Origin of the sequence: Coprococcus sp. AM14-16, assembly GCF_003434675.1 — a bacterium.
In the GTDB taxonomy this organism is placed as follows: Bacteria; Bacillota; Clostridia; order Lachnospirales; family Lachnospiraceae; genus Coprococcus; species Coprococcus aceti.
This window is the reverse complement of record NZ_QTLL01000004.1, coordinates 227,910-253,055: the sequence shown is the minus strand read 5'-3', so window position 1 is coordinate 253,055 and position 25,146 is coordinate 227,910. Positions and strand designations below refer to the sequence as shown.

General features: G+C 45.4%; 26 protein-coding genes, 1 tRNA gene and 1 other annotated feature. Of the genes, 12 read left to right on the top strand and 15 right to left on the bottom strand.

Annotated elements, in window-relative coordinates; all coding sequences use genetic code 11:
• Positions 1-319: 319 nt before the first annotated feature.
• Genes DW159_RS13110 through DW159_RS13100 form a run of 3 tightly spaced genes read right to left on the bottom strand, consistent with a single transcriptional unit; the run spans position 320 to position 3,679 of the window.
• Positions 320-1,015 (bottom strand): CvpA family protein, encoded by a 696-nt coding sequence (locus tag DW159_RS13110; protein WP_015533408.1) that lies wholly within the window; start codon positions 1,013-1,015, stop codon positions 320-322.
• 18 nt (positions 1,016-1,033) lie between these two features.
• Complete coding sequence (locus DW159_RS13105) at positions 1,034-2,323, bottom strand: DUF5711 family protein (protein WP_117551332.1); 1,290 nt, start codon at positions 2,321-2,323, stop codon at positions 1,034-1,036.
• 57 nt (positions 2,324-2,380) lie between these two features.
• Complete coding sequence (locus tag DW159_RS13100; protein WP_117551330.1) at positions 2,381-3,679, bottom strand: LysM peptidoglycan-binding domain-containing protein; 1,299 nt, start codon at positions 3,677-3,679, stop codon at positions 2,381-2,383.
• 249 nt (positions 3,680-3,928) lie between these two features.
• On the opposite strand from DW159_RS13100, the gene yyaC reads away from it, so the two are divergent.
• Complete coding sequence (gene yyaC, locus DW159_RS13095) at positions 3,929-4,480, top strand: spore protease YyaC (protein ID WP_117551328.1); 552 nt, start codon at positions 3,929-3,931, stop codon at positions 4,478-4,480.
• On the opposite strand, the gene DW159_RS13090 is transcribed toward yyaC, so the two are convergent.
• On the bottom strand, positions 4,481-5,593 hold the full coding sequence (locus DW159_RS13090; protein WP_117551326.1) for a hypothetical protein: 1,113 nt from the start codon (positions 5,591-5,593) through the stop codon (positions 4,481-4,483).
• A gap of 295 nt (positions 5,594-5,888) precedes the next feature.
• Between DW159_RS13090 and DW159_RS13085 the strand changes: the two genes are divergently transcribed.
• Entirely contained in the window at positions 5,889-6,302 is a 414-nt protein-coding gene (locus DW159_RS13085; protein ID WP_015533413.1) for a CBS domain-containing protein, read from the top strand.
• A gap of 84 nt (positions 6,303-6,386) precedes the next feature.
• On the opposite strand, the gene DW159_RS13080 is transcribed toward DW159_RS13085, so the two are convergent.
• Both DW159_RS13080 and DW159_RS13740 read right to left on the bottom strand, forming a co-directional pair.
• Positions 6,387-8,051, bottom strand: a complete 1,665-nt coding sequence (locus tag DW159_RS13080) for a 2-isopropylmalate synthase (protein ID WP_117551324.1) — start codon at positions 8,049-8,051, stop codon at positions 6,387-6,389.
• Between the two features lie 49 nt (positions 8,052-8,100).
• Positions 8,101-8,371: a binding site (T-box leader), on the bottom strand.
• Between the two features lie 73 nt (positions 8,372-8,444).
• Entirely contained in the window at positions 8,445-8,594 is a 150-nt protein-coding gene (locus DW159_RS13740) for a hypothetical protein (RefSeq protein ID WP_015533415.1), read from the bottom strand.
• Between the two features lie 175 nt (positions 8,595-8,769).
• Between DW159_RS13740 and DW159_RS13075 the strand changes: the two genes are divergently transcribed.
• Together DW159_RS13075 and DW159_RS13070 are read left to right on the top strand one after the other, a co-directional pair.
• Entirely contained in the window at positions 8,770-9,444 is a 675-nt protein-coding gene (locus DW159_RS13075) for a uracil-DNA glycosylase (protein ID WP_015533416.1), read from the top strand.
• Between the two features lie 18 nt (positions 9,445-9,462).
• Positions 9,463-10,071, top strand: coding sequence for a histidine phosphatase family protein (locus DW159_RS13070; protein WP_022216737.1), 609 nt, complete (start codon positions 9,463-9,465; stop codon positions 10,069-10,071).
• Between the two features lie 60 nt (positions 10,072-10,131).
• Here the strand turns inward: DW159_RS13070 and DW159_RS13065 are convergent, their stop codons facing one another.
• The gene (locus DW159_RS13065) at positions 10,132-10,755 is read right to left on the bottom strand and encodes an HD domain-containing protein (RefSeq protein WP_242992738.1); all 624 of its coding nucleotides are present in this window, start codon (positions 10,753-10,755) and stop codon (positions 10,132-10,134) included.
• 167 nt (positions 10,756-10,922) lie between these two features.
• On the opposite strand from DW159_RS13065, the gene DW159_RS13060 reads away from it, so the two are divergent.
• The 5 genes from DW159_RS13060 (at position 10,923) to DW159_RS13040 (ending at position 15,311) form a co-directional block, all read left to right on the top strand.
• Positions 10,923-13,067 (top strand): Tex family protein, encoded by a 2,145-nt coding sequence (locus tag DW159_RS13060; protein ID WP_117551322.1) that lies wholly within the window; start codon positions 10,923-10,925, stop codon positions 13,065-13,067.
• A 79-nt stretch (positions 13,068-13,146) separates the two neighbouring features.
• A complete protein-coding gene (locus DW159_RS13580; protein WP_133300884.1) occupies positions 13,147-13,416 on the top strand; it encodes a spore coat associated protein CotJA in 270 nt (89 codons plus the stop codon).
• Positions 13,417-13,418: 2 nt separating this feature from the next.
• Positions 13,419-13,682 carry a spore coat protein CotJB gene (locus DW159_RS13050; protein ID WP_022216733.1) on the top strand — a complete coding sequence of 88 codons (264 nt, stop codon included), beginning with the start codon at positions 13,419-13,421 and terminating at the stop codon, positions 13,680-13,682.
• Positions 13,682-14,305, top strand: coding sequence for a manganese catalase family protein (locus DW159_RS13045; protein ID WP_015533421.1), 624 nt, complete (start codon positions 13,682-13,684; stop codon positions 14,303-14,305). The genes DW159_RS13050 and DW159_RS13045 overlap by 1 nt, the downstream gene beginning before the upstream one ends.
• Before the next feature lie 58 nt (positions 14,306-14,363).
• Positions 14,364-15,311 carry a DMT family transporter gene (locus DW159_RS13040; protein ID WP_117551318.1) on the top strand — a complete coding sequence of 316 codons (948 nt, stop codon included), beginning with the start codon at positions 14,364-14,366 and terminating at the stop codon, positions 15,309-15,311.
• On the opposite strand, the gene DW159_RS13035 is transcribed toward DW159_RS13040, so the two are convergent.
• Positions 15,306-17,144 (bottom strand): metallophosphoesterase family protein, encoded by a 1,839-nt coding sequence (locus DW159_RS13035; RefSeq protein ID WP_117551316.1) that lies wholly within the window; start codon positions 17,142-17,144, stop codon positions 15,306-15,308. The two genes, DW159_RS13040 and DW159_RS13035, sit on opposite strands and share 6 nt — an antisense overlap.
• A 353-nt stretch (positions 17,145-17,497) precedes the next feature.
• On the opposite strand from DW159_RS13035, the gene DW159_RS13030 reads away from it, so the two are divergent.
• Positions 17,498-19,114 (top strand): CTP synthase, encoded by a 1,617-nt coding sequence (locus tag DW159_RS13030; RefSeq protein WP_055224254.1) that lies wholly within the window; start codon positions 17,498-17,500, stop codon positions 19,112-19,114.
• A gap of 92 nt (positions 19,115-19,206) precedes the next feature.
• Here the strand turns inward: DW159_RS13030 and DW159_RS13025 are convergent, their stop codons facing one another.
• A complete protein-coding gene (locus DW159_RS13025; protein WP_055224256.1) occupies positions 19,207-19,833 on the bottom strand; it encodes an HAD family hydrolase in 627 nt (208 codons plus the stop codon).
• A gap of 19 nt (positions 19,834-19,852) precedes the next feature.
• On the bottom strand, positions 19,853-20,173 hold the full coding sequence (locus DW159_RS13020; RefSeq protein WP_117551314.1) for an ArsR/SmtB family transcription factor: 321 nt from the start codon (positions 20,171-20,173) through the stop codon (positions 19,853-19,855).
• Positions 20,174-20,364: 191 nt separating this feature from the next.
• On the opposite strand from DW159_RS13020, the gene DW159_RS13015 reads away from it, so the two are divergent.
• The gene (locus tag DW159_RS13015; protein WP_117551312.1) at positions 20,365-20,562 is read left to right on the top strand and encodes a DUF378 domain-containing protein; all 198 of its coding nucleotides are present in this window, start codon (positions 20,365-20,367) and stop codon (positions 20,560-20,562) included.
• Positions 20,563-20,617: 55 nt separating this feature from the next.
• Here the strand turns inward: DW159_RS13015 and DW159_RS13010 are convergent, their stop codons facing one another.
• From DW159_RS13010 to DW159_RS12995, 4 genes are read right to left on the bottom strand one after another with little or no spacing between them, the layout of a single operon-like run.
• A complete protein-coding gene (locus DW159_RS13010) occupies positions 20,618-21,568 on the bottom strand; it encodes a CPBP family intramembrane glutamic endopeptidase (RefSeq protein ID WP_117551310.1) in 951 nt (316 codons plus the stop codon).
• A 4-nt stretch (positions 21,569-21,572) separates the two neighbouring features.
• Entirely contained in the window at positions 21,573-21,953 is a 381-nt protein-coding gene (locus DW159_RS13005) for a RidA family protein (protein WP_117551308.1), read from the bottom strand.
• A 42-nt stretch (positions 21,954-21,995) separates the two neighbouring features.
• Entirely contained in the window at positions 21,996-23,045 is a 1,050-nt protein-coding gene (locus DW159_RS13000; protein ID WP_330410634.1) for a CvfB family protein, read from the bottom strand.
• A 35-nt stretch (positions 23,046-23,080) separates the two neighbouring features.
• Complete coding sequence (locus tag DW159_RS12995) at positions 23,081-23,800, bottom strand: acyl-[acyl-carrier-protein] thioesterase (RefSeq protein ID WP_117551306.1); 720 nt, start codon at positions 23,798-23,800, stop codon at positions 23,081-23,083.
• A 145-nt stretch (positions 23,801-23,945) separates the two neighbouring features.
• On the opposite strand from DW159_RS12995, the gene DW159_RS12990 reads away from it, so the two are divergent.
• Positions 23,946-24,018: transfer RNA gene (locus DW159_RS12990), tRNA-Gln, on the top strand.
• 218 nt (positions 24,019-24,236) lie between these two features.
• On the opposite strand, the gene DW159_RS12985 is transcribed toward DW159_RS12990, so the two are convergent.
• A complete protein-coding gene (locus DW159_RS12985) occupies positions 24,237-25,088 on the bottom strand; it encodes an amidohydrolase family protein (protein ID WP_117551304.1) in 852 nt (283 codons plus the stop codon).
• Positions 25,089-25,146: the final 58 nt, after the last annotated feature.

Here is a 25,146-nt window from a genome sequence, read left to right as displayed (position 1 = left end):
CCGACGTTCTTGAAATTCTTGTTTGGAATTTCAGGGTTGTCATGTTGTTAATTTTTCAAGGTTCTTTGTGTTCTCGCCTCTCAGCGACAACTTCTATATGTTATCACGTCCGAAGTTCTTTGTCAACAACTTTTTTATCTTTTTTCAAGACCTTTTCGGCTGCTGATGTCTGACCTCTTCGGCGACAACTTCTAAAGATTACCACACCGAAGTGTGTATGTCAACAACTTTTTTCATTTTCTTTGTCATCATATTCCAGTGACAGAAGAAGAAAATCGATGTTAACTTATGCCGGTCACAACCAGCAAGTGAAACTATACTAAATATCTCCCAATATGTCAATAACTATTTTCAAAAAAATGTTTTTATCGTACAGATATGTGAGAGCCTTGCTGTCGTGTACCATTTCCAGCATCTGCGAAGCCACTGAGAATGCTGACAAAAACGTTATGAGAACCATTGCGATCCATATACACAACACAGCCTGTGCAACGCCAAAAACAAGTCCGCCTGCTTTGTCCAGTCCACCGACCACGGGGATACCCGACAGAACATGCGATAACGCAAGAGCTATCAGCACGAGCAGTAGCACCACAAATATGGTTAACAGATATGACAGTCCGTTCATGACCATATCTGTGAGATAATCCACAACATATGCCACATAGTCTCCGATTGCCTTTCCATTTATCTTGTCTCCGCCGTTACTGCGTATGTAGTTCTTCACGATCTCCGGCAGTTCTGTATGTTCTAGATAATCTTCTTTCTCATAGACAGATACACTTTCACTGATATCTTCCACTCCTATGCTCTGCTCTACCTTCTGCCTCACGGTGTCTCTGAGTGGTGTATGCTGACAGAGGAACTGGTTTACATACGGATTCAGCACATTTGTCAGGATCACCGCTCCTACTATGCCCACTGCACTTACCGCACTTTTGATGAGACCTCTCCTGTATCCGATAAGGGCGCACAGAAGAATAACCGCCACAGACGCAAGCAACATCAGATTCATATGCGCTTCTCCTTTCTCTTACATGCCCTTGAGGGCAATAGTCTGCGTCTCATTTTCAAATATGACCACATACTCCTCCTCGTTTGAGTCCGGCACAACATTTACAAGATTCTTGGTGAATGAATAATTAAATTTCATACTTCCATTAAACCTGATTATACTGCAGTCCATATCTCCCGTGACTATTATCTCCTCTTCAGTTGCATATATTTTGTCAAATGCATTGTCGTAGTCCACTTCAGCCTTCAGCGCACCCTTGTTGTCATATATATATATTTTGTATTTCGCCTTTGAGGCAGAATCCGAGACAGCAATATAACCCACGCAGGAAGAATTATAGAATACGCCCTGCATCTCCCTGGATCTGAGATCTATAACAGCTCTCTCCTCCGGTTTCTCCGTCATAGTGTATGTTCTTATATCTTTATTACCAAAGCATGCAATATTGTCATTATCTGTAAATTTCACGATAGGATACAGTGCATCATCCACTGTATAGCTTCCCATCATACGATCAGCATTCTCATTCTGTCCAACCGAGCTAAAATTGTACATGGCTATCACAGACTGTACCTTTGTGCCCTGTATCTTCATATAACTTGTGACCAGCTTCTGTCCATCGTTCGATATGTCTATATCCATAGGGTATCCACTTTTATCTATCGTGGTCTTGAGCTCATAGATCGTGTTGCTGTCCTTATCGTATCCATTGATATAATTGCAGTCTTCTCCCACAAGTACAAGGGTGTACACTCCCTGCTCTGCAATATCAACATTTGAGATGTCGTAAGCGAGAGTCTGACGGCTGACTTCGCCGTCAACATTAAACACATACACATCTTTACCGTTCATATCCGCAACTATCGCGTAGTTTCCGCACACCTCTGCGTGTGGCATCTTCATCGCATAGCTCACATCCCACTTTGTCACGCCTTTTTCATCTATGTAAGATGCACCGTCCTTGGTCACCTTCAGCACATTTCCCGCAAACACCGTGTAATCTGCTATATTGTCACCTGATGTTTTCGTCGCTGACACCACATCATACTGAGTGTATGTCTTTATCGCATTATATCTCAAAAGTGCAGTGACAAGTCCTAGCACAACCACAATTGCTGCGATAGCGAGGAGCATTTTGCCTTTTTTGCCCATGGTACGTTTTACTTCAATGACATTATCCCTGCCATTTGCAAGGCTTTCCTCGTCCATATCATCTTCTGTCTGATTCTGAACTTCCTGTTTTTCATCGTCTCTGCCCGCAGCAATTTCCTTATCCGCAGTTTTTTTATTTTTTGTTAAAAATTTCATATCCGTATTCCTTCTGTTCTTTATTCACTATAAAAAAACATGGTAATTATAGCATTTTTAATCTGTATAGGGAATAACCAATTTCTGGCCCTCATATATAGGTTCATCTATCTTCAGGCCATTTACCGCCGCTATACTCTCTGCGCCATCCTGCGTTCCGTACATCTTTATCGATATACTCACAAGAGTGTCCCCCGGTTCAACCACATAGATGCTCTCCGTATCCTCCGGCACAGAAGGTATCTCTGATGTTACAGCTTCATCTGAAACACTGTCCGAAGTGTATTCCGAGCCATACGAAGTTCCCTCCACCGAAGCACTTGTATTCTCCGTGCCTTGCGCCGCTGATATATCCTGCGATCCATTTGCTTTCTGTGCCATCTCTGTATCCTGCACCCCTGCCGCATTCTGAGTTGCCTCCGTGTTCTGTGATCCCGGCGTATTTTTTTGTGTATAGGCATCTCCGGATGCAGCTCCTCCCACTGTTTTCTCAGCACCGGCCATGGTGTCTGCACTGTTCATGAACACCTGAACCTCACCGGAATGTTTTGCCTTTGTCAGCCTGTCCGTTATCTGCCCCACTGTATCCGGGGATATGTACCACAATGCGCCAAATGACACCGCACATACCGCAACAAAGCACGCCGCGGTTGTACCCCAGCTCCTCTTCTTCCGGTTCTCCGTCTGTTTCCCCCTCTCTCTGAAGTTTTCAACGACCGTCTTATCCTTTATTACCACACTGTCTGTCGCAGATTCCGCAGTCTCACGCTTTCTGCTGATTATGTAGTTCTGCATTTTCTCATTTCTCACATAATATATATAGTATCCCTTTTCCCTCATAAGGGTCCCGTGATCGTAATAATAAAATGCCTCCTCACACTCCAGTGCATCCATAAGGAACAGGATCTTTCCCTCACCCGGGAAATTATCGCGGTGCAGCCTTTTCATCTGATCGTTTATCTCTGCAGAGAAACCCATTCTGGACAGGAACCATCCCACGATCGACAGGTCATCGAAGTATTTGTTTATCTCCGCATATATCCCGCTCCACTCGCTGTCACCAAATTTTATCATGGATATGTCAAATTCAAGATTCTGTGCATCCACTGCGCCGCTGACAAATATCACCTTTGTGCCATTTTCATCATATACTTTTCCGAGAAGTATGGCTCCACGGCAGTTCATATTGCCCGGCGATGCAATTCTCCTCAGATATGTCATGACATAGTCTTCTACATATATCTTGTAATTTCCCGGGGCATTTCCCACCTGTCGTATATTCTTGGGCAGCTCATATTTCACCCTGTCGCTTGACCTCATCATCTCATTTGCTTCATCATATACTATCTCTATCATTCACCCGACCTCCTATACTCTTAAGCATCAGCCCTTACAGCTCCGCCAACGATGCATGAATAATACCATGTTGACAAGACGCTTTTTTAGGAAATCATGTCATTTGATGTGTGTAACTGCGCCCTATATTCCAGCCTATTACGACCTATATCTACAGGATCACGTAAATGAGCGCTTTATGAATCTATTGTGTAAACTTTGATAATCTTGGAAATACTCTATACTATAAAACACAGGCAGGGTATTGATATGATAAAAAAGAAGCAGCGACAAACAGAATATTTTAATCCAAATGACATTCTTGCCTGCCGTGCGCTTTCAACCAGAATATCGGATTTTCTGGCAGACAGCGGGCAGCCTTCTGACAGCACCGTGGTTTTATGCATAGGAACCGACCGCGCTACCGGTGATGCTCTCGGCCCTCTGACAGGCAGCTTTCTGACAGAGCACAACTGTCCTTTCAAAGTGTACGGAACGTTAAAAGCTCCGGTCCACGCCCTCAATCTGCGCGATACCATACACCATATATACGACATTTTTGTCTCCCCCGCCATCATCGCCGTCGACGCATCCCTTGGACGTCCTTCAGATGTAGGTATGATCACGCTCTCTAACGCCCCCCTGTACCCCGGAATCGGTGTAAATAAAAAACTCCCGGCGATAGGAGATATCTCCATCACCGGGATTGTAAATCTGTCTGGAAAGCCAGGTATGAGTCTTCTTCAGAGCACCAGGCTGTATACCGTCAGCAATATGGCACGCTTCATCTCTGACGCCATACTGTCATCATCGACACACTGACTAGCTCTCTCCCTTATAAACCTCTATGGCGCCTGACACTGTGCTTGCCGTGCCCTCCTCCATGATCGATATAAGATCAGAGAGTTTCTCTTCTGTGAGCAGATCTTTGCCAAGGAATGTGACATAGCTGTCAGTCAGATGGCTCTGCATATCAGCAAGCTGTGACTCCATGGCATTGATCTTTTCCTCGATCTGCTTCAGATCCGCCTTAAGTGCATCGATCTTCGGCTGCCGTCTTCCTGTTATCTCATCAGTTATAACCTGTTTTGTATCATTCTCAAATACTTTTATCGCCTCAAGCTTGCGATTGCTTATATCCTCGCGCTCCGCCTCAAGCTCGCTGAGCTTTTCATCATATTTGCCAAGATTATATACACTCTCATCCTTGTCTCTTGTTATCGAGTTTCTGATGATCCTTATCTGCTTGTTGTTGGCGCGGACCTTGTTTCTTATCCGCCTGCCCTCATTGACGATCTCAAGATTCTTTACCTTGGCAAGATTGAACACTATGAAATATATGATAAATTCTGCTATGACGATCGCCTGACTGATCACCACATACGTCAAAGTGTGAACTCCGGTCTGGTATATGGTGTATGAAAGCGCCACGCATACAATCGCCGGTATACATCCGCAGAACAGGAGTATAAGCAGTATAAGCTTAAACACGTCGCCTGCTCCGCACGGAGCGAACATACAGTAGAAGAAGCCCGTATTGCAGAAGCCCGATACATTGTTCTGCTTAAACAGCTCCTTTGCCTTGAGTCTGAGCTGTCTGTTGCTCTCGTTCAGAGAGGCCGTCTCGCTCTCTATTCGGTTGCCCATACGCTCCGTCTTCTTCTTATCCTTTTTCGACTGAAGCTGCCTTATCTTGGCTCCGTTCGCCGAAAGCTGCTGGTCATATCCATCCTCTATCTCATTCTTTCTGTTTTTCAAGGTTGAACTGATCTCATCAGAAAGGCCCTTTTCCTCCTGTGAGATGCTCCTGCTGGTCTTTCTCTGTGCCGTTCTCGCCTGTTCAAGGTTGTCCTGCACATCATCGATAGCCACCACCAGCTCCCTTGCCTTTATAAGATATTCCTGATTCTCCTGGAAAACATTCTCCGATCCCATACAGTCCTCCTTATGTCTCTTATAATAGTGCATATCAAGTTTATAATATCAAATCGCCTACTAATTAACAACATAATTTTGCAAATTCTGACACATCTGACACATTTCGGATTATATTCTGAAAATACTTTCTTATCATGCACCCGGTCACTATTATTTCACAGTAATTTAATTGAACTCATACTGATTATATTTTATAATTATTACATATGGGCGATAAGCAATATTTATGGTATTTATCATTTACAGAATGGGGCTGTAAAATTACAAATTATATATGACAAGGAGAAGCGACATGAACATTTTATTTTTTCTTACACCTAAGAGCGATGTAGCATATATTGAGGACAGTTTTTCACTCAGACAGATACTTGAGAAGATGGAGATACACAGATATTCTGCAATACCGATACTATCCAACACCGGTGAATATGTCGGCACCATAACGGAGGGCGACATTCTCTGGTACTGCAAGCGCAATTCGATGAACGCGCTCAAAACCGCAGAGAGCATCTTCCTTAATGATATTCCAAAGAAATTCGAGTACGCCTCCGTATCCATCAGTTCCAACATGGAGGATCTCATAGCCAGAGCCATGGTGCAGAATTTTGTTCCGGTGGTTGACGATCAGAACAAGTTCATCGGCATAGTTACACGAAAGGATATCATCGGTTACTGCTATAAGAAACTTAAGACCAGCGAATCATAAAAAACACCCGGATATGTAAGCATTTTGCCTGCACATCCGGGTATTTTAATGTAATTCAATATATCTTAATCCCTAATTTAATATCTAATTGAGATCTCCTGTTCTGTTGACGGCGCTCACGAGTGCATGTACAGATGCGTCTATGATATCGTCCTTTATTCCTGCGCCCCATGTAACCTTACCATCGGCAGTCTCGACTCCGACATAGGCAACGGCCTGTGAGTTGGATCCTGTCTGAAGTGAATGCTCCTCGTAACATACAACCTTGAACTGTATGTCAAAGTGCTTCTTTATAGCGTTGCTCACGGCATCCAGACGTCCATTTCCCTTGCCATGGTAAACCTTCTTCACTCCATTCTTCAGTATGGTTATCTCTGTGGATATTCCATCTCCCTGTACGAAGTGATTCTCAAGCATCTTGACAGGTCCATCTATATTGACATATGTATTCTGGAATATATCCAATACTTCCTTTGGACTGAGCTCCTTGTGCTCCTTATCTGACACATCCTTTACTGTGTAGCCCAGATCCTCTCTGAACTTTGCAGGAAGGTCAAAGCCGTACTTTGTCTGGAGGATGAATCCAATTCCACCCTTTCCTGACTGGCTGTTTATTCTGATAACATCGCCATCATACTTTCTTCCGATATCCTCAGGGTTAAGCGGCAGATATGGACAGGTCCACATTCCGTCTCCTTGCTCTTTTCTGAACTTCATTCCCTTGGCAATGGCATCCTGATGCGAGCCTGAGAATGCGGCAAATACAAGCTTTCCTGTATATGGTGAACGCTCGTAAACCTTCATTCCTGTAACTCTCTCATACATCTCTGTGAGTGATGGTATATCGCTGAGATCTATCTCAGGGTCAACTCCATGGGTGAACATGTTCATGCAGAGTGTGATCACGTCCACATTTCCTGTTCTCTCACCATTTCCAAATAATGTTCCCTCTATTCTGTCTGCGCCGGCAAGGATACCAAGCTCTGCATCTGCCACTCCACAGCCTCTGTCATTGTGAGGATGAAGTGAAAGGATAATATTCTCCCTATCGTGGAGGTTCTTGCTCATATACTCTATCTGGCTTGCGTAAACATGTGGAAGTGACATCTCGACTGTTGCAGGGAGGTTGATTATAACCTTTCTGTCCGGTGTCGGCTTCCATACATCGATAACTGCGTTGCAGACCTCAAGTGCATAGTCAACCTCTGTTCCGGTGAAGCTCTCCGGTGAATACTCAAAACGATATGGAACGCCGTACTCATCAGCCATCTTGTTGAGCAGCTCTGCTCCATCCACTGCTATCTTAAGTATCTCTTCCTTTGACTTTCTGAACACCTGCTGTCTCTGGGCAAATGATGTTGAATTGTACAGATGTACGATCACGTTCTTTGCACCCTCTATAGCCTTAAATGTCTTCTCTATGATATGTGGTCTTGCCTGTGTAAGTACCTGTATCGTGACATCATCAGGTATGAGATCCTGCTCTATAAGTGTTCGGCAGAACTCGTACTCAGTCTCGGACGCTGCAGGAAATCCGATCTCTATCTCCTTGAAACCGATCCTGACAAGCTCCTTGAAAAATTCCAGCTTCTCATCAAGGCTCATAGGTACGATCAGGGCCTGATTACCGTCTCTCAGATCCACGCTGCACCAGATAGGTGCTTTGTCAATATACTCCTTGTTTACCCAGTCTGTGCACTGTACCGGCGGCATGTAATAGCCACGCTTGTAATTCTGATAATTCTTCATTGATATAACCTCCTACTTAAGCAAAAAAAAACTCACATCTCCTAATCACTATAGAGACGTAAGTTACGCGGTACCACTCTATTTCATACAATAATGTATGCTCTCATCGCAGATACAGATGAACGATATACTTACCGCCGTCTTATACCCTCCTGCTGTAACGGTCAGGCTCCGTCCCTTCCTACTTCACACGATCATCTGACGTGCCATTCAGCGGGCTGCTCCAAGGCGAGTTCAAACCCTATCGATCACCGCCTCACACCAACCGGCGGTTCTCTGAACATCTCCAGAATTCTACTGCTCCTCTTCATCGCATTATCTAGGCTGACTCTAACACATACAAGTGTCAGATGTCAACCCCTTTTCGCTATAATCCTATATATATTAACAGTTCTACCAGACAATAAATCTCTTGTTCTTGAGAGATCTTCCGCCTGCTGTAAGCATCAGTATACCCACTACAAGACCAGTAACTATCGTTATAACCCCAAGTGCTATGTTGAGTGCTCCAACCTGCTTCATAGTCTTATATGCTTTCTCCATACTCATATGCTCCTTTCTATAAACCTTTATCAATTCTCAGATATGGTAAGTATATCATGTGATATTGCTTCTTACAACTTAAAACTTGAATTAGTTTATTTTACTTTGCACCCCGCCCGTGATAAAATAACTGTGTTTCGGATCATTATATTTGTATACAAAAAGGAGTATCAATATGCCAGCAATAACAAATGACTGGGCTGAATATCTTAAGCCTGAATATAAGAAACCTTACTATAAAAAGCTGTTTGATTTTGTGGGGCAGGCATACGCAACGGAAACTGTCTACCCACCAGCCGATGATATATTCAACGCATTTCACACAACGCCGTTATCCCATGTAAAATGTGTGATAATCGGTCAGGATCCATATCATGAGCCGGGGCAGGCACACGGTCTGAGTTTCAGTGTGAAACCAGGTGTCACCATACCACCATCGCTCGTCAACATATATCAGGAGCTTCACGATGATCTGGGATGTAAGATCCCCAATAACGGATATCTTGAGAAGTGGGCCGACCAGGGAGTCCTCATGCTCAATGCCGTGCTGACCGTTCAGGCTCACAGAGCCGGTTCCCATCAGGGAAAGGGCTGGGAACATTTTACCGATGCAGCGATCAGGATCCTGAACGAGCAGGACAGACCTATCGTGTTCATCCTGTGGGGTGCATACGCCCAGAAGAAGGCCGCATTTCTGAACAACCCACACCACCTGATCCTGAAGTCCGCACACCCAAGTCCACTGTCTGTATACAGGGGCTTCTGGGGAAGCAAGCCGTTCAGCAAGACCAACGATTTCCTGGTCGCAAACGGAGTCGAGCCTATCGACTGGCAGATCGAGGACATTTGATTTTGGAGGACTATACACATGGAGATTTATATTGTAAGACACGGTGAGACCGTATGGAATAAAAAGAAGCTGCTTCAGGGCCGGACTGACATTGAGCTCAGCGACAAAGGACGAGAGCTCGCCAGGATCACAGGAGAAAATCTGAGAGACACACACTTTGATATGGTGTTTTCCAGCCCGCTTAAGAGGGCTTACGAGACAGCCAGCCTCATTGTCGGCGGCAGGGACATTCCAATTGTGAAGAATGACCTCATAAAGGAAATGTGCTTTGGCGACTGGGAAGGGCAGAATATGTCAGAACTTCTGGCAGACGGCGGTCAGGATTTCCAGTATTTCTTCAAGCATCCTGAGCTCTATCATCCGGTTGGAAACGGCGAATCATTTGAGGAGCTCTGCCAGCGGGCGGCCAGATTCATGACTGAGTATGTAGAGCCACTCTCCTCAAAATATTCAAGGATCATGATCGTTGCCCACGGTGCGATAAACAAGGCGATGATGATGCATGTGAAAAAGCATCCGCTCGAGGAGTTCTGGTCAGGCGGACTGCAGCAGAACTGCAACGTGATAATGCTTGACTACTCGGACAACGTATATACGATCATCGATGAGACAAAAATTTTCTATTAGATTATAAATAGATCATAAAAACAAAGAGCGCTGTCCCAGCTTCATCCATGATACAACCTATCATGAATGTTTCAGGTTCAGCGCTCTCTGCACTTCCAGTATCTGCTCTTCTATCTTATCTGCGAGCATATATATCTGTTCATTATATCTTCCATCTATTCTCCGCATAGCCTCGGGAAGGGGATTGAGAATGTCCGTATACGACTGCTTTATCTTCTTCTGTATCCACCTCACATCAGGCATGTAAACTATCGTCCTGAGATTGTGGAGCCTGTCCGCAAGCTTCACGATCACCGTCTGGTATGAGCCTTGGGAAAACAGCCTTCTGGCATATACGGAAAACGGCTCCCCCTGTATCCTGGTCAGAAGTCTCACCTGCTCGCGTATGTCCGCACCAAATGCATTCTCTATATCGTCAAGTGTACATTCTGTATCTTCAACCGTGTCGTGAAGAAGTGCAGTTATAAGGATATCCTCGTCGGTTATCCCACACTCTTCTCTCAGGATATTGTATACGCCAAGTATATGTTCATCATAATAAGGCATCATACCGCCATTCCCACGGCGCATCTGCCCTTCATGAAATGCTTTTGCCATATCCATAGCCTGCTGTATGCGTTCTGAAACCTGTACATCCGGTCCAACCATATCATCAACGCCTTTTTCCAGTGTCATGTCAGCCATCTTCTTATCCCTTTCAGTACATCCCAAACTACACAAAGTATAACATAGCAGCCTTGAATAATCTATCCATTTTTTATATACTTAACAAATGTGCTTCTATTAAATTTTACATTTACAATGAAATATTTTTTACTTTGCACATCACACTTTACAAAAGGAGTATATACATGGACATAATCAAGAAAATTGCTCAGGAGATAGGCTGTCGTGACAGCCAGGTTGAAGCAGCGGTGAAACTCATCGATGAGGGCAACACCATTCCATTCATCGCCAGATATAGAAAGGAAGCCACCGGCTCCCTCAACGACGAACAGCTTCGTCTTCTTCACGAAAGACTTGTATACCTTAGAAATCTCGAGGACAAAAAGGCTCAGGTCATTGCAAGTATAGAGGAGCAGGGAAAACTTACAGACCAGCTCAGGGCGGACATTGAGAAGGCCGAGACCATGGTTCTGGTTGACGATCTCTACAGACCATACAGACCTAAGAGAAAGACAAGAGCAACCATCGCCAAGGACAAAGGGCTGGAGGGACTCGCAAACATCATCATGCTGCAAATGACCAGAACTCCGATAGTCAAGGAAGCTGAAGCTTATGTGTCTGAGGAGAATGGCGTTGCAGACACCAGCGAAGCCATTGCGGGCGCAATGGACATAATCGCTGAAAATATATCTGACACTGCCGATTACAGAACTCACATAAGAGATCTCACCACCAGACACGGTGTGCTGAGAACAACGGCAAAGGACCCGGAGGCCGAATCCGTATACGAGATGTACTACGACTTCTCCACCCCTGTATCCAAGATGACCGGATACAGAACACTCGCCGTTAACCGCGGTGAAAAGGAAAAGTTCATCACGGTAAAGATCGAGGCACCCGTCAACGACATAATATCATATCTGAAAAAACAGATCATCGTCAGAGACAATTCCGAAACCGAACAGATACTTTCAGACGTGATCGCAGACAGCTATGACAGGCTCATAGCTCCTGCCATTGAGAGAGAGATCAGAAACGCCCTCACAGAGACCGCTGAGGACGGTGCCATCAAGGTATTTGCATCGAATTTGCAGCAGCTTCTCATGCAGCCTCCTATCGCAGGACAGACAGTGCTCGGCTGGGATCCGGCGTTCAGAACCGGCTGTAAGCTCGCCGTTGTGGACCCGACCGGAAAGGTTCTCGACACCGTTGTCATATTCCCAACAGCACCTCAGAAGAAGGTAGCAGAGGCTAAAAAGACTGTGAAGGCTCTTATAAAGAAGTACGGCATAACTCTCATATCCGTAGGAAACGGTACTGCATCCAGAGAGTCAGAGATGGTGATCGCAGAGCTCATCAGCGAACTTGACACACCTGTACAGTACGTGATAACCAACGAGGCCGGAGCTTCTGTATACTCAGCCAGCAAGCTCGCCACCGAGGAATTTCCTCATTTTGATGTTGGCCAGAGAAGTGCTGCTTCCATCGCCAGAAGAGTACAGGATCCTCTGGCAGAGCTGGTCAAGATCGATCCAAAGGCCATCGGAGTCGGTCAGTATCAGCACGATATGAACCAGAAGAAGCTGACAGAAGCCCTGGACGCAGTTGTAGAGGATTCTGTAAATAAAGTCGGTGTCGACCTCAACACCGCTTCTGCCCCACTCATGGAGCACATTTCCGGAATTAACAAGACTCTTGCCAAGAATATCGTGGATTACAGAGAGGCAAATGGACGCTTCAACACCAGAAAGGAACTCCTCAAGGTTGCAAAGCTCGGACCTAAGGCATTTGAACAGTGCGCAGGTTTCATGAGGATTAACGGCGGCTCAAATCCTCTGGACGCCACATCTGTCCATCCAGAGAGTTATGATATAGCCACTGCCCTGCTGAGCCACATCGGCTACACAACCGATGACATTGCATCCGGCAGGCTCAAGGATCTTTCAAAAGCCGCCGGCAACATCAAAAAGCTAGCTGAGGAGCTGGGAACAGGAACGATAACTCTCAACGACATCATAAAGGAGCTTGAAAAGCCTGCCCGTGATCCCCGTGACGAGATGCCAAAGCCGATCCTCAGAGGAGATGTCCTTGAGATGAAGGATCTGACAGAGGGAATGATACTCAAGGGAACCGTCAGAAACGTGATTGACTTCGGTGCATTTGTGGATATAGGTGTTCATCAGGACGGACTTGTCCACATCTCAGAGATGTCCGACAAATTCATAAAGCACCCTCTTGACGTGGTGAGCGTCGGCGACATAGTCCAGGTAAAGGTCATCGGCATAGACCTCGCCAAGAAACGTATACAGCTCTCCATGAAGGGTATCTAACACACAACAAAATACAGTAACATATTTAAGCCTCCGGCATAGTTTATACAGAGAAAACTTATGTGTGGAGGCTTTTATAGTGGAACAAAACAGAAACTGCAGCCGTAACGGCCAGAATCGATGCTACTATAACCAAGGAACCTCTGTTAAATATACCGCCTCATCCGGCTCCAAGCCACGTTCCTGTGAATCCGGCACTGCCCCATCCGCAAGATCAGGCAGGCCCCTTGGAATGGCTTATATCCCTGAACAGCCCTTTGAAAATCTGTACGATGCAAAGTGCGGACTTGTGGAGGGAACCATGTTCAAGGATCTCAATCTGATATTCTGCGGGGTAAGGGGGAAATAGGCATGAATAAAATGAACAAAAAACAGCTTCTGCGCTTTATCACAGAGGTCTCTTTTGCACTTGACGATATTGCGCTCTATCTCGACCTTCATCCCGACTGCACCAAGGCGCTTTCGAGCTATGACAACTATCAGAGCATGCGCACCCAGGCTATAAATGATTACGTGAACATGTATGGGCCGCTGAACAAATATCAGGTCACTGACAACAACTATTTCAACTGGGTCAATGACCCTTGGCCATGGGAAGGAGAGTGTAACTGCTAATGTGGGTTTATGAGAAAAGATTACAATTTCCTATAAATATAAAGGAAACCAACGCAAAGCTGGCTCAGGACATAATCAGTCAATACGGCGGTCCAGACGGCGAAATGAGTGCCTCCATGAGATACCTGTCGCAGAGATATTCCATGCCTGACAAGAAGGTCAAGGCGGCTCTGACCGACATCGGAACCGAGGAACTTGCCCATCTCGAGATGGTTGCGACCATCATTTACCAGCTCACAAGGGATCTGAGCATCGAGGAGATCAAGGCATCTGGATTTGACAAATATTATATCGACCACACTATCGGCATCTGGCCCCAGGCGGCAGGAGGAATTCCATTTAACGCCTGCGAATTCCAGTGCAAGGGCGACGCGATAACAGATCTTTTTGAGGATATGGCCGCTGAGCAGAAAGCCAGGTCGACCTACGACAACATCCTCAGACTGTGCAAGGATCACCCGGACGTATATGAGCCTATCAAATTCCTGCGCGAGAGGGAGGTCGTGCACTTCCAGAGATTTGGCGAATGCCTTGAGGCTGTAAAAGATACCCTCGATCACAAGAATTTCTATGCATTCAACCCTTCATTTGACACCAAGGCACCTTGTTTAAAGAATAATTGAAAATTAGAAATATCGGTGGTAAAATGATGTCACTTTTAACAAGAGAAGAGGCGGTGTTATGTCAGAAAAACAGATCAACCATTCACAGAGATTCGGAATCATACTGGTTCTGTCATGCGGAATCATGTGGGGCATAAGCGGAGTCCTTGGACAATACGTGTTCCAGTCGTCAGATGTAAATGCCACACAGCTTTCCATAATCAGACAGTTTATATCCGGTGTCGTACTGCTTGTCATCGCCGCCGTAAAGGGAGATAAAAGGGCTTTGACCATATGGTCAAAGCCTAAAAGTGTCATATCTATTCTGTTCTTTGCACTCTCAGGTGTCATGGGCGTGCAGTTCACATACTTCGCTTCCATCGAACATTCCAACGCCGCAACCGGCACAGTGATCCAGTTCACATACATAATCATGCTGCTGTTGTACACAACAATATTCATGCACAAGAGACCTCATATATATGAAGCCGCCTCAGTCGTATGTGCATTTGCTGGTATCTTTCTGATCGCCACACACGGCAGCCTGAATTCCCTTGCCATATCCAGGCCGGCGCTCATATGGGGACTCACCTCAGCGGTATGTTTCACTATATACTGCCTTTACCCTCAGAAGCTCTACAATGAATATGGTCTGGTAAATATCATAGGCTGGTCATCACTCATAGCCTCCATTTTCCTTGCGCTGGTCACGAAAACATTCTCACTGCCTCACATGGATGGAAGGATAATTGCAGCCTCACTTGCGGTAGCCATTGTGGGCTCCCTCATCCCATTTACAATATATGGTCTCGGCATCAGCATCCTCGGAAGCGTGAAGGCGAGTCTATTTGTCACAGTCGAGCCCGTGTCAAGTGCCCTGCTGACGTGGATCTTTCTGGGAACCCAGTTCACCCGCATGGATCTGATCGGTTTTCTCCTGATTCTTGGATCCATACAGGTTGTTGCCATAATGACATTTCACAATGAAAAACACATAGTAAAAGCTGAACAGACCCATCTGTCATGATGAAAGTCCATCCAGTTCATCTATCGCACATCTCATAACCCGGATCTCCTGAAGCTTTTCATCAAGAAGCTTCTCCCGGTGTGTGAGTTTTTCGTATATATCTCTTCTTCGTCCGTCAAGGCTTTGCAGCCCGGTTCTGCGGCTGTGTATCTCATCCCGCTGTGCACAGAGCTTATCAAGTTCCGCCCTGCTTTCCTCAAGCTCCGCTGTCAATCTCTTTCTTCCACTCTTCTTCCTGAGTCCCCAGTATTTTGACAATGCATATCCAATATAGTATGCAAGTCCCGCAGCTCCGACAGCGAAGAGCATCGCATACACAAGTCGTCCGTCCGGGAGAATATTATCCCCCCGTGCGACCAATGCATACATTATAACTATCGACAATATTCCAAGTACCATGAGCGGTACAAGTGCTGTTCTTACTCCAGTCCTTATCCAGCTTCGTCTGTACTCCTTAGGAAGCTCCTCCAGATGACGTCTGAGCGTCGTGATCTCAAGTTCGCTTTTCCGCTCCTGTGCCCATACCGAGTTAAGCTCACCCAGAACATCAGAGCTGACCTCGTAGTCATTTTGCAGGCTCATATATTCCCTGACCGCAGCGTCCGCCTCGTATGTCTGACATTTCATCCTGAGTATCTGTCTTACCTGTCTCAGTGTATCGTGATAAAGCTCCCTGCCCATTTTTCTGCCCGATCTTGCATACAGCCCCGACACCTCTATCATCATGTCGACCGCAAGTTTTATTCCGTCTCTGCTTTCAAGATCGGCTACATTCAGTTTATCGAGCAATCTGCCAAATTCTGTATTTTTGTTGGCTCTGGCGTATTCACTGTAGTCGGATCGTTCAAATCTCTCACCTTCCACCGCCAGGATTCTGTAATCCTTCAGCATGGATGATATATCAAAGTTCTTCTCACAACCTGCCATACGGTTCAGGCATATGGAATATATATTGTCACGTCCCTCAAGCTCCAGGATACCCAGAATGGCCTCCGTCAGAGCACAGTCCCTTGTATCGTTATCCACCGGATAATCAATTCTTTTATATTCTCTGACCGCAGCAGGCACAAACTTAGTCGAAACCACTCCGTCAGACATTTCCCCATATATATATCCATGTGCGCCTGTTGACTCTCTCGACACAGCCTCCGGACTTCCAGAATAATAAGCCTTGCCCGGAATCTTCATCTGATACTTCTGGTGGCCGCCAAACGCAATGTAATTAAATCCACTGGCACGCAGCCTGTTCCAGTCAACCGGCATCCGTCTCCGGTCACCCCCACATGCGATCAGCACATTACATACCGCTTCATCCTGCGGTTCTGCATCATCCACCGCCCTGGCATCCATCTTCCTGTCAAAATAACTCACGCCGTATATATCAACATCCTTGTCCGGAAAATGAATATGATCCAGTGCCATGGTCGCCTGCTCATCCCTGACCGCTGTGTACCCCATGTCTCCAGTCTGCTTGTCTCCAATCTGTCTTATTCCAGGGCTTCCGATCACACACACACGGGATTTGAAACCATAGTCAAGAAGCGGCGCATCACTTCCCAGATTATCCTGAAATCCAGCAGCATATATGACCACTGTATGCTTTAAGCTTCCAAATATCTCATCAAGCCATGCAAGCTCTTCCTCAGATGGCTGATGGTCAAACAGATTGCCTGCAACCAGAAGAAAATCCACGTCAAGCTCCCCGGCACGTGCCACCACAGCCTCAAATGTCATGTATATTTCGTTTTTCCTCTCGCCGCTCCATACACACTCCCTGTCAGGCAGCGCGCCGAGCAGCACATCGGATATATGTATAAACGTTATCTTTTTCATCAATCTGTATATTCCAATCCCAAGCATGAAAATGCATTATAATCCGTATTTGTTATGTGTGAGCATGACGCACGCCCCACATTTACATACTCTTTTATAATTATATTAGTATATGTCGATACACGCAAGTGCAACGACATAATGTATGTCGTGCACAGGTGCGACAGCCTTCACGCATCAATGCGCTTCATTATTTCATGTCATCTGACCCTAAAACGTTCATTTCAACAGCCAGAGCATTATTTTGCCAAGTTTAATTTGTTTTTAACTTGTTTTTCTCAATTGACTTTTAGATATGGCTTGCTTATAATATGTTAATGTAGTTTTTTGAAGTATTAATGGAGGATATAATTATGGCAGTCAAGTATGTGTTTGTCACTGGTGGTGTTGTATCTGGACTCGGTAAGGGTATTACTGCTGCTTCTCTTGGACGTCTTCTCAAGATGAGAGGATATAAAGTCACAAGCCAGAAGTTCGACCCTTATATCAATATTGATCCGGGAACAATGAACCCTATCCAGCACGGCGAAGTTTTTGTCACTGACGACGGCGCCGAAACAGATCTGGATCTCGGTCACTATGAGCGTTTTATAGACGAAAGTCTCAACAAGAATTCTAATGTAACAACCGGAAAGGTATACTGGAGCATCCTTCAGAAGGAGCGCCATGGTGATTTCGGAGGACACACAGTACAGGTAGTGCCACATATCACCAATGAGATAAAAGACAGATTCTACAGAAATCCCGATGCAAAGGATACTGAGGTAGCGATAATCGAGATCGGCGGAACCGTTGGAGATATCGAAAGCCAGCCATTCCTTGAGGCTATCAGACAGTTCCAGCATGAGGTCGGTCCTAAGAACTGCATCATGATCCATGTAACTCTTATCCCTTATCTGAAGGCTTCAGGTGAGATCAAGACCAAGCCTACCCAGGCGAGCGTTAAGAATCTTCAGGGAATGGGTATTCAGCCCGATATCCTCGTATGTCGTTCCGATCTTCCTCTTGATCAGGGCATCAAGGATAAGATCGCACTGTTCTGTAACGTGCCGAGCAGAAACGTTATACAGAATCTTGACGTGGATGTTCTGTATGAGGTTCCACTTGCCATGGAGAAGGAGCACCTTGCCGATGTAGTATGTGAGTGCCTGGATATGGAATGTCCTCCACCTGCAGAACACGCATGGCTCGAGTGGACAAGCATGATAGATGCATGGAAGCATCCTGAGAAGAATGTAAGAGTTGCTCTGGTTGGAAAGTACGTATCACTTCACGATGCCTATATCTCAGTAGTTGAGGCATTGAAGCATGCCGGCGTTGCCAACAAGGCAGAGGTTGAGATCAAGTGGGTCGACTCCGAGCTTGTAACAGAGGAGAATGTCGCTGAGATCCTCGGCGATATAGACGGAATCCTTGTTCCGGGCGGCTTTGGCGACAGAGGTATAGAGGGAATGATCACTTCTATCAATTACGCCAGAACACACAAGGTTCCTTACCTTGGACTGTGTCTCGGAATGCAGCTCACAATAGTTGAATTTGCAAGAAATGTACTTGGATATTCAGACGCCCACAGCTCTGAGTTCAATCCAAACTCATTCCACCAGGTAATCCACATCATGCCAAACCAGCACGATGTAACCGATCTTGGCGGCACCCTCAGACTTGGTTCATATCCTTGTGTGCTTGCAAAGGATTCAAAGTCATACCAGTTATACGGTACAGAATATATCCACGAGCGTCACAGACACAGATACGAGGTCAACAATGACTATCGTCAGGCTCTGACTGACAACGGAATGGAGCTTGTCGGACTGTCACCTGACGGACATATCGTCGAGATGATTGAGATTCCTGAGCATCCTTGGTTCATCGGAACACAGGCACATCCGGAATTCAAATCAAGACCAAACAAGCCACATCCTCTTTTCAAAGGATTTGTAGCAGCTGCACTTGAGCATATGGATAAATAATATATAGAGACAGGGAGTATATCAACTGCTGATATACTCCCTGTTTTTCTGTTTATTATGTTTTATAGCAGGTCTGTAAATGACCTTCCGTATCACTCCACCACGTCAAGAAGTTCCGCAAATGTATGGATCTCCGCATCCTTATCCTTCACACTGCCAAACCCGTATGCCGCGTGAATGAACTTTATCCCGGCAAATCTGGCACTGTCGCAGTCGCCCTGGATGTCGCCGACATATGCAGCATCCTCTATTCCATTCTTCTCCATGAGTATCTTTATACTCTCGCCCTTTGATACCTTTGTATCTCCCCAGCAGAGTATATCCTTAAAATACTTTCCAAACCCGTAATAATCAAGAAATGCCTCTATATATCCACTCTGGCAGTTGCTGACTATAAACAGCCTGTGTGATCCCGAAAGCTTCGCAATGGTATCCTCTACACCATCGTACAGAACGCCGCCATGTTCACGGAGATACTCGTTCTCATAGTCTCCGCAGGCATCCATAAGCTGAGTCATTCTGTCCTCCGAATACGCTCCGAACAGCTTGTCGGCAATGGCATCCATTGGCATACCCATAACAGATTTGATATCGGCCTCTGTCACCTTCATGTCCACATCAGCCTGTCTTTCGAGGACTTCACTCCAGGACGCAGCTACATTTGCCGCGCTGTCCCACAGAGTTCCATCCATGTCAAATATAAGTGATTCTACCTTCATATTCTACCTCTCGTATATTCTATTCAAGTATATGGTCAACACCCTGTTTGATGATGGTCACAACGTGCTCATCGGCCAGGGAATATATTATATTCTTGCCCTCTCTTCTGCTTTTTATCAATTTGGCCTGCTTCAGCACCCTGAGCTGGTGTGAAATAGCCGATGCATTCATCTCCAGACGCTCTGCGATGTCTCCGACACTCAGTTCCTTCTTAAGCAGGGCGAACATGATGGATATACGTGTCGCATCGCCAAACACCTTGAACAGGTCTGCCAGATCTGCGAGATCCGACTGTTCCAGTTCATAACTGTCAAAAAAAATATTTTTATCTTCTGCCATATCTATGGTCCTTTCTGCTCCCAAACAAGCAACTCACGTGTTCCATTTGAACAAGTATTCATATGTAAATTTACTACACTTACTTTTTTGTGTCAAGTCACCTGAATCTCATGAATATTTCAAATGATAACTGCACACAATTACATCATACTGAAACGCCGCATTTGGCGCGATCATATTGGAGGTCAAAAATGAAAACATTAAATTGCATATGTCTCACACTGACCATAATCGGTGCTATCGTATGGGGCATTATAGGACTGTTCAGCTACAACATAGTGGATGGCATCTTCGGTGCCGGAACTGCATTTTCCAGAATAATCTATACTCTGGTGGGTGTTGCCGGACTGTATACCATCTCCTTCTACTGGTTCCTCGACAGGGATTAACAGCATTAATATGCAAATGCCCGCACCTATAATAGTGCAGGCATTGTATTACATATCATAAAACAAATTCTGTTATTATCATAAATCCTATGCATACGCACAGTGCCAGTACAAGCTGCACAGATATGATCCTCGGTCTCTTGGCCTCAGTGTTCCTGTTTCTCCTGAACATCGCCAACATATCCATATGCCTTCCATTCAGGTACGCCAACAGCACTATCATCGCCGCAGCCGCACACAATCCCATAAATGCAAATGGAATATATATCAATATCGTCTGCTTGAGCTGATCTGCTGCTATTCCCTCAGAAGCCTGTTTCTCCACCATCTGCTTGAGCACGCTGACATGTGATGCTATATAGCTGATGATGACGGATATCTCATTAAAGCAGAAATGGGCATACATGGTCGTAAATATACTTCCTGTCGCCTCGGCAAGAAATCCCAGCATCATTCCCAGAACCATCGCATATGCCATCTGATTGAAATTCATGTGCATGGCTCCGAACATTATTCCTCCTATGATTATAGCCGCCAGTCTGCTGCCATATCTGTAGCTTCCCATTATGACGCCTCTGTAGGCAAGCTCCTCCACGATTCCCGGAGTGACCGCCATGAGAAGTGTTGACACCCACAGCTTATGATTCGACACAAGACCTGTTGCAAGCTCGGTAGTGGCACTCTCCACCCACAGAAGACTTATGGCATTTATGAGTGTCATAAGAGGCTCAAGAGCCACGACGAACGCCGGAACGATGATTATCGCCAGCCAGTGCGTCTTTTTCAGTCTGAGCGTTTCGCGCAGATCACATTTGCTTATAAGAATATATATGATCGTCGGCACGAATATCATGCTCTGGCTCAGGATCAGATTCTGAACCATGGTTATATGTGAGCCGATATTCGTCTTCCACAGGATCATAACAACACACAGATACACACATATCAGCGACAGGAAAAACCATGACGCTCCGTGTACCTTTCTCTGAACATTGTCCTGTCTCATACGCTTACTCTACTGTAGCGATGGCTTCTATCTCTATAAGCACATCCTTAGGGAGTCTTGCAACCTCCACGCATGAACGTGCAGGGAAATCGCTTGTGAAGAAGTCCTTGTAAATATCATTTATCTTGCCAAAATCATTCATATCCTTGATAAATACTGTTGTCTTCACTACCTTATCCATAGATGAGCCTGATGCCTCTATGAGATTCTTGAGATTGCCGATCGCCTGTCTTGCCTGTACAGTGGCATCTCCCTCAACCAGTGTATTTGTCTCAGGATCGATAGGTATAACTCCTGATGTAAAAAGCATTCCATTCACGAGAACCGCCTGTGAATATGGTCCTATTGCCGCTGGTGCCTTTGGTGTACTTATTATTGTCTTCATGTTTTGTTCCTCCTGTTTTTTACTATTATATATGATGAACTATTACTCCTCATCCATCTCGCTCAGCTCCGCCATGAGAGCCTTTCTGTTGTTGCGCCTTCCGCCATTGCTTCTGGTGAATTTCACCGTGCCTTTTCTGTCAGGCACGGGCTCCGGTGACCGTCTGGATACCGGTTTCTTCGTCTCAGGCTTTGCACGCTTCACAACATCGTCTTTGGTTGTTCCTTTTTTCGCAAGCTCTGCCCGCTCTTCCTCGGACAGTATCTCAATGTTCTTCTCTGTGATCCTTATCTTACCGTCCTTGAGGAGCTTGCCAACCGCCGTCTTAAATGCTCTCTTGCTTATTCCAAATTCCTTCTCTATCACCTTTGAATCTGCCTTGTCATTGAACGGGAGCACTCCATTATATGAATCGATGATATTCAATATCATCTCTGCATTCTCCCTGATCTGCATCTTTATCGGCTTCTGCATGGTGAGGTTCAGCTTGCCGTCTTCCCTGACTGACGCAACCCTGCCCTCAACGTGGTCGCCGGCATATATGGCACTGTGTATCTCTTTCTTCGGGATAAGAGCTGAATATTTGTTGTCCACAGCGACAAATGCGCCATACTCCGAGCTGTACTCTATAACTATTCCCGATATAGCATCGCCCTGCTTATATGGGGAATTGCTGCTCAGATACTCATAAACCTTCATGGACACACACAGTCTGTCCGATTTGTCAGTGTACATCCTGACCAAGTATTCATGGTTCTCTCTCACCGGGCCAACCTGCTCCTTAAACGGAAGCAGAATATCCTTTTCAAGCCCCCAGTCCATGAATGCACCTATCTTGGTAGTTCCCACACACCTGAGAACAGCCATCTTACCCATAGTTATATATGGAACATTCACAGTTGCAATGAGTCTGTCATCGGAATCCCTGTATATGAACACGTTGATGTGCTCGCCTGTCTTTATGCCATTCGGAACCTGCTTTCTCGGAAGAAGCACCTCACTGTCAGATTCTGCACATCCAAGATACACACCAAATTCCTTTTCTCTCTTTACTATAAGATCATTCCATTCGCCTATCTTTATCATCGTCATACCGTCCTCTTAATTTTTTCTGTCGACACAGTATATCATATATCCTTACTGCTCCGTTCAAACTGGACAACACACCTTGTCCTGTCCTCTTCATCTGCCAGGATTATCTGAACATATCTGTCGTCAATAAACCTCTTTACTACTATAACATCATCTTTCACATATTGCATCTTATATTCCGCTCTGACTGCAATAATATCCGCAACATCATCCACGTATTCCTGGGCAAGAGCAATATACGCTTCATTATTCATATGATTATTGGAGTCTATCTGATAAGACATGACCTTTCTGGTATCTATAGTCTCCGCATCGCCCAGCAGTTTTACCTTGCGCGGCGCATACTCCATGTCTATGGCTGGCTCCATCGGATATGCGTCTGACATCTCTTTTTCTATCTTGGTAGGCCTCAGTCTCTCAGTGTCCATATAACTCCAAATGGATGCCGCCTTGACTATGCGTTCTCCATTCTCGTCCAGTATATCTATATTTCTGAATCCCAGAGATGCCTTGAAATCATATGCCCACGTCCTGACTTTGATCTTCTCTCCCATCGCAGGATATCTGACCACCTCTATCTGCCAGGAAACCAAGAACCATGCCCTGTGATGCTCTGCCAGATAATCCAGTCCTATGCCGACCTCCTCAGACTGCAGTATGGCACAGTCCTGGAAATAGTTCGCTATGGTCGCCATGTTTGATATCTTATTACCACCGGTCTCACTGTACCTGACGATCGCTTCGTATGAATACATTACGCCACCTCCATGATGCTCATTTTACTATAATTTTATACCCTATTTAGAGGGCTATCGCAAGGTGAAAAACTTTTTTCATTTTTTTTAAAAAAGTGCTTGCATTATTCTGAGCTTTAGTATATACTACCATTTGTTGAGGCAATGGGCTATCGCCAAATGGTAAGGCACTGGACTCTGACTCCAGCATTTTCAAGGTTCGAATCCTTGTAGCCCAGCTACTAAGACTTGAGATTTATCTCAAGTCTTTTTTATTTCATAAACCGCTTCATATAATAATACTTACAGTGGGCAGTCCGCTCCACAGCACATAAAAAAGACATGTCGTTAGGCTCCGACATGTCTTTCGTGTATTACTATCTGTGAAAAATTTCATTGGCGTAACAAAAATGTAACACATTTTTAAAACATTATCAATAGGTTTTCGCGTATTTTTCTAAAAATTCAATTTCAATCCAAGCAATTTTCGCGCATTATTCTCAAATATATTGTTTTTGTCCACATCTTCCAGATCAAGGGCCTCTATGTCCGCACATGACTGTTCCTGATCAGACCATGGACTGTCCGTTCCGAACAGGATCTTGTCAGACCCGTGAGCTGCCACTATCTTCTTAAACATGTCACCACCAAGAAGCTGCCATCTGTGCGATGCCCCCTCCCGCCAGTCTATCTGTCCATAGGAAAATGCCGTGTCAAAATACACATCTCTTCCGCAAAGTCTGTTCAGCACGTCATCCCACATCTGCCATCCACCCATATGGGCAAGCACAAGCTTGTCAGGCCCAACCTCATCCAGCACCTCCTCCGCCATTGCAGGAGTGCAGTGAGTCACATCAGGAAGTCCTATGTCTGTTCCCGCATGTGTCACCACGATAAGCCCAAGCTCTGTGGCATAGCTGATTATCCTTTTATATCTTATATCGTTGAAAAAAGCCCCCTGGTAGTCAGGATGGATCTTTATCCCCTTCAGACCTTTGTCGCATATATCCCTGAGTATCTCTTTGTAATTGTCATTGTCGGGATGTATCCCTCCAAACGACCACACATGTGTCTCTGAAAAGCGCTCATTCTCCTCAACTGCGAATTCATTTATATGCTTATATTGTTTCGGAGACGTTGCCACCGGAAGTACCACAGACACATCCACATGTCTGCTCCTCATGTCATTCTCCAGTCCGTCAAGTGTGCCATCCGAATGTGCCCTTGTACCGGATCTACTCTCCAGAAGCCCTACCGTCTTGGCTGCTATCCTGTCGGGATACGTGTGTGTGTGAAAATCTATTATCATAAATATTCCTCCTGTACATTTATACTGCGTAAGCGCAGAACACCTCTGCTGCGGCCAT